The sequence below is a fragment of the Schwartzia sp. (in: firmicutes) genome, from assembly GCF_978017985.1.
This window is the reverse complement of sequence record NZ_CDXDFU010000051.1, coordinates 1-5,405: the sequence shown is the minus strand read 5'-3', so window position 1 is coordinate 5,405 and position 5,405 is coordinate 1. Positions and strand designations below refer to the sequence as shown.

Annotated in this window: 7 protein-coding genes; all 7 read right to left on the bottom strand. The window is 50.9% G+C overall.

The annotated features are described in order from the left end of the window. The coding region (locus tag ACY69O_RS02510; RefSeq protein ID WP_462331893.1) for an SDR family oxidoreductase at window positions 1-388 on the bottom strand (388 nt) is incomplete at its 3' end. A gap of 70 nt (window positions 389-458) precedes the next feature. Further along, window positions 459-1,097, bottom strand: coding sequence for a uracil phosphoribosyltransferase (upp, locus tag ACY69O_RS02505; protein WP_462331892.1), 639 nt, complete (start codon window positions 1,095-1,097; stop codon window positions 459-461). Between the two features lie 15 nt (window positions 1,098-1,112). Then, entirely contained in the window at window positions 1,113-2,360 is a 1,248-nt protein-coding gene (gene glyA, locus ACY69O_RS02500) for a serine hydroxymethyltransferase (protein ID WP_462331891.1), read from the bottom strand. 35 nt (window positions 2,361-2,395) lie between these two features. Continuing rightward, on the bottom strand, window positions 2,396-2,839 hold the full coding sequence (gene rpiB / locus ACY69O_RS02495) for a ribose 5-phosphate isomerase B (protein ID WP_462331890.1): 444 nt from the start codon (window positions 2,837-2,839) through the stop codon (window positions 2,396-2,398). A gap of 145 nt (window positions 2,840-2,984) precedes the next feature. Then, on the bottom strand, window positions 2,985-4,040 hold the full coding sequence (locus ACY69O_RS02490; protein WP_462331889.1) for an L-threonylcarbamoyladenylate synthase: 1,056 nt from the start codon (window positions 4,038-4,040) through the stop codon (window positions 2,985-2,987). Between the two features lie 5 nt (window positions 4,041-4,045). Then, on the bottom strand, window positions 4,046-4,906 hold the full coding sequence (prmC, locus tag ACY69O_RS02485; RefSeq protein WP_462331888.1) for a peptide chain release factor N(5)-glutamine methyltransferase: 861 nt from the start codon (window positions 4,904-4,906) through the stop codon (window positions 4,046-4,048). Between the two features lie 24 nt (window positions 4,907-4,930). Next, the coding region (locus ACY69O_RS02480; RefSeq protein ID WP_462331887.1) for a peptide chain release factor-like protein at window positions 4,931-5,405 on the bottom strand (475 nt) is incomplete at its 5' end.

Sequence of the window (5,405 nt, the reverse complement as noted above, 5' to 3'; positions counted from 1 at the left end):
GCTTCGACCTCCCGTATGCGTTGCAGGGACCTGTTTTGTCATCAACGCTATAAAAAGAATCTCCGGTCCCCGGAAAAACATAGTCCGTACTGATATATATGAGCTTTGCTCCTGTCTCATCGCATGCTTCAGCAATGCTTTTCACAGACTCTGCGTTTATAAGTCTGCAAAGCTCCTGCTCATCCTCCGCCTTATCAACTGCCGTGTACGCGGCACAGTGAATCACTGCGTCAGGCTTTGTTTCCTTTATAAACGAAGCACATTTAGGAGGCTCCGTCAGAGGCATTTCCTTTCTTGACGCGGAAACGGCCTCTATCCCGCGCCTTTGCAGTACACGAATAACATCAAATCCAAGCTGCCCTGAAACTCCCGTGACCAATACCTTCATAAAGCTCAATCCCTTCTAAAGGAAATCCCCTGCCCAACACCCGAAAAGATGCCAAGGCAGGGGATGATAATTACAGAGTACCAAAAATACGGTCGCCGGCATCGCCAAGACCCGGAACGATATAGCCCTTATCGTTCAGATGGTCGTCAACCGCCGCAACGTAAACAGGAACATCCGGATGCTCCTTATTGACAACACGCACGCCCTCCGGTGCGGAAACAAGGCACATGAGTATAAGTGACTTTGCTCCGTGCTCCTTCAGCATGGTAAGCGCCGCAGACGAAGAACCGCCCGTTGCCAGCATCGGATCTACAACGATGAGCGTGCGATCAGCAACGTCAGAAGGCAGCTTGCAGTAATATTCTACCGGCTTCAATGTTTTCGGATCGCGGTAAAGTCCGATATGACCGACACGGGCTGCAGGAACAATGTCCAGCATACCGTCAAGCATACCAAGACCTGCGCGGAGAATAGGCACAATACCTACCTTCTTGCCTGCGATACGCTTTGCAGTGCATTTTGCGACAGGTGTCTCGATTTCAACATCCTCGAGAGGGAAATTGCGCGTAATCTCATATCCCATAAGCATTGCAATTTCTCTGAGAAGCTGACGGAACTCATTGGAGCCCGTTTCCTTCTGTCGCATGATTGTGAGCTTATGCTGCACAAGCGGGTGGTCGATGACCGTTACTTTAAGGTCTTCGTTCATTATATATTCCTCCTGTTACTCATAGAGCGGATATTTCTTGCAAAGAGCGGCAACACGCTTACGTGCCTCCTCCTTTGCTTCTTCTTTTGTCGGGTTATCAAGCACAAGTGCAATGATATCTGCGACTTCCTTCATGTCGTCTTCCTTGAAGCCGCGTGTCGTAAGTGCCGGTGAACCGAGACGGATACCGCTTGTAACAAACGGAGACAGCGGTTCGAACGGAATCGTGTTGCGGTTAGCCGTAATACCGACCTCATCAAGGAGATTCTGGGCTTCTTTGCCCGTGATATTTTTGCTTCTGAGATCAACAAGCATAAGATGGTTATCCGTGCCGCCCGTGACGATACGGAAACCGTCCTTCGTAAGCTCATCAGCGAGGACCTGTGCATTCTTCAGAATCTGCTGCTGATATTCCTTAAACTCAGGTTTCAGCGCTTCCCCAAGAGCCACAGCCTTTGCGGCTATAACATGCATGAGCGGTCCGCCCTGGATTCCGGGGAATACAGCCTTATTAAACTGTTTTCCGAACTCCTCATCCTTGCAGAGAATCAAACCGCCGCGTGGTCCGCGGAGCGTCTTATGCGTTGTCGTTGTAACGACATCTGCATACGGAACCGGACTCGGATGGAGGCCTGCAGCTACAAGTCCTGCGATATGGGCAATATCCACCATGAGATATGCCCCGACTTTATGAGCAATGTCGGCAAGACGCGGGAAGTCAATGATACGCGCATATGCAGAAGCACCTGCGACAATCATCTTCGGCTTGCATTCCTGTGCCTGTTTTTCGAGAGCATCATAATCAATCTGCTCTGTTTCTTTGTCAACACCATAAGGAATGATTTTGAAGTATGTACCGGACATATTTACCGGGCTGCCGTGAGTAAGATGGCCGCCATCCGTAAGATTCATGCCCATGACCGTATCGCCGGGTTTGAGCAGCGAAAAGAAAACAGCCATATTTGCCTGAGCGCCGGAATGCGGCTGAACGTTGGCATATGCTGCGCCGAAAAGCTTTTTGGCACGGTCAATGGCAATCTGTTCGACTACATCCACGCACTCGCAGCCGCCATAGTAACGCTTGCCGGGATAGCCCTCTGCGTACTTATTCGTGAGAACGCTTCCCTGCGCCTCCATAACAGCCTTACTTACAATATTTTCGGAAGCAATCAGTTCCAGCTTGTTACGCTGACGATTCAGCTCATTATCAAGCTGTGCCTTAATCTCAGGGTCTGACTTTGCCAAAGAATCCATAATTCCCATACAAAAATCCTCCTCAACATTGCTCTTTTAGTCTATTATTTTTCTTCCAATGCCATGATTTTATTGACACGGCGCTCATGACGTCCGCCTTCAAACTCGGTCGTGAGCCATGCGCGGACAATCTCGCCGGCAGGACCGAAGCCCGTTACGCGTCCGCCCATTGCAAGCACGTTGGCATTGTTATGCTGGCGCGACATGATTGCAGAATACACATCATTGCAAAGCGCAGCACGGATGCCGTGAATCTTATTCGCTGCAATGGAGATACCGATTCCCGTTCCGCAGAGCACAATGCCTCTGTCAGAACGGCCGCTTGTAATCTCCGCGCAGACCTTCTCGGCAATATCCGGATAATCTACCGATTCCTCAGTATAGGTTCCAACATCGTTGACCTCTACATCCGGGTATTCCGCCAAAACCTTTTTGACTTCGTCCTTCAGTGCAAGCGCACCGTGGTCACAGCCAATGACAATCTTCATAAAACTATCTTCCGCCTTTCAAAAAAATACATACTTATTGTATCACATCAAGATACAATTTGGGAGAAATGGAGAAAGATGTGCCCGGAAATTTTTGTATACATTTCCATACAAAAAGAGATCCTTCCGAAGAAAGATCTCTCTGTCATGCTTCAATAATACGTCCGCCTGCGGACTTCCGGAAGCGGTTCATTATCGCCAGGCCAAGTCCATCCTCTTCCGTCGCTTCACCAAGCAGAATGTCCACATCTTTATGATCGAAGGAACGCAGTGCTTCGTAAAGGTGCGCTGCTATCTCCTGATAGTTCCCCTGTGTGCCGTAAACTGCAATAACCTCCGCAGGCAAATCCTCTTTCAGCTTTTCCGCAAGCCCGCGGCTCACGATAACGCCCACCTTTTTACCCGTGCTTTTTTCCTCACGGATTTTTTTCGTGAATGCCTCTGCAAGCATTTCAGGCTTTCCGTGAATAAGCGTAAGGGGAGCCTTGGGCGCATAATGAGTGTATTTCATTCCCGGGGCACGCGGAACAGTATCTGCTCCCACAAGCGCAGGGTCCATTTCAACCCTGCCGCAGACCTCCTCCAGCATTTCCCGCGTCACAGCACCGGGGCGAAGAATGACTGCCGTATCCCCGGTACAGTCAACAATTGTAGACTCCACTCCAAAACGGCATGGCCCTCCGTCAAGAATCACAGAAATACGTCCTTCCATGTCTGCCGCAACTGCTTCGGCTGTTGTCGGGCTCGGTCTCCCCGATATATTCGCGCTGGGCGCCGCAACAGGAACACCTGCCGCGCGTATAAGCGCACGGGCGGTGTCATTGTCAGGCATACGCACCCCTACAGTACCGAGCCCTCCCGTGACAGAATCCGGCACGGCGCTACGTTTGGGAAGAAGCATTGTTATTGGCCCGGGGCAAAATGCCGCGAGTATTTTTTCTGCAAGAGGAGTAACCTCCGCAGCAACAACATCAACCATGGCACGGTCACAGACATGAAGTATGAGAGGATTATCCGAAGGACGTCCCTTTGCCCGATAAATTCCCGCGCAGGCTTCCGCGTTCAGTCCATTCGCGCCAAGTCCGTATACGGTTTCCGTAGGAAAAGCAACAAGTCCTCCGTTTCTTATGACCGTCCCTGCCTCTTCAAAATCTTTTTCCTGCTCACGGACACCATTTATTTTTATGATTTTGGTCTGCATATACTTCACTTCTTCCATAAAACAACAACACGGTCAATTCCCGCAAGGTCCGCAATGATTTCAGAGCGCTCCCAGCCGGCTGTTTTTGCCATATCCGCTACCTCGGCAGCTTCGTTAATGCCTACCTCCATAGCCAAAAAACCTTTATCCGCAAGAAGATTTCCTGCCTCATCAACAAGGCGCCTATAGAAATCAAGTCCGTCTGCGCCTCCATCAAGCGCGCCGAGAGGCTCTGCCTTTACCTCAGGCTCAAGTCCCTCTATATCATCATGAGGAATGTATGGCGGATTGGAAACCACTGCCGCAAATTTTTCCCCTTCAAGAGGCGCAAAAAGATCTCCCTCATAAAACGTCACACGGTCTTCCAGCCCCAGCTTCACCGCGTTTTCCCGTGCAACCTCCAGAGCCTCCCCGGAAATATCCACTGCCGCCGCGGTCACCGACGGCATGTAATGCAGCAGCGAAAGCGCAATGGCCCCGCTGCCCGTTCCTATATCGGCTATACGTAAATCTCCGCTGTCTTCAAGACGGTCCATTACGGCTCCCACAAGAGTTTCTGTATCAGGCTGCGGTACCAGCACCGCCGGGGAAACCTTAAATCGAAGCCCCATGAAATCCCTTGCCCCCACAATATATGCCACAGGCTCACGGGCCGCGCGGCGTTTCACCATCTCACGGTACAAAGCCAGCTCTTCCTTCTGCAGCGGCTTATCAAAATTCACATAAAGAAAAATACGTTTTTCTCCGAGCACATGCGAAAGCAGCACCTCCGCATCAAGCCGCGGGGTATCAATTCCACGGCTCCGGAAGTACTGCTCCGACCACTTGAGTATTCTGCCGATTGTCCAAACCTGTTCGTCTGCCATATCGCCCGACCTCATCTTATAATTTCAATTCATCTGTTTCATTTTTTCCGCGCGGTCAGCCGTAATGAGTGCATTGAGCAGTTCCTCAAGCTCTCCGTTCAAAACCGCATCAAGCTTATGAAGCGTGAGTCCGACACGGTGGTCTGTAACGCGCCCCTGCGGAAAATTATATGTACGGATACGCTCGCTGCGGTCCCCCGAACCAACCTGGCTCTTTCTGTCCGCCGCCATAGCTGCATCCTGCTCCTGCTGCTTCTGCTCATAAACCCGCGCACGCAGAACACGCATAGCCTGTTCTTTATTTTTGAGCTGAGATTTTTCGTCCTGGCACTGAACGACTATCCCCGTTGGAAAATGCGTTATGCGCACCGCAGTCTCCGTACGGTTGACATACTGTCCGCCTGCGCCGTGAGCACAATAGGTATCAATTCTGATATCCTCGTTCTTTATTTCTACCTCAACCTCTTCCGCCTCAGGCAGAACAGCGACAGTTACCGCG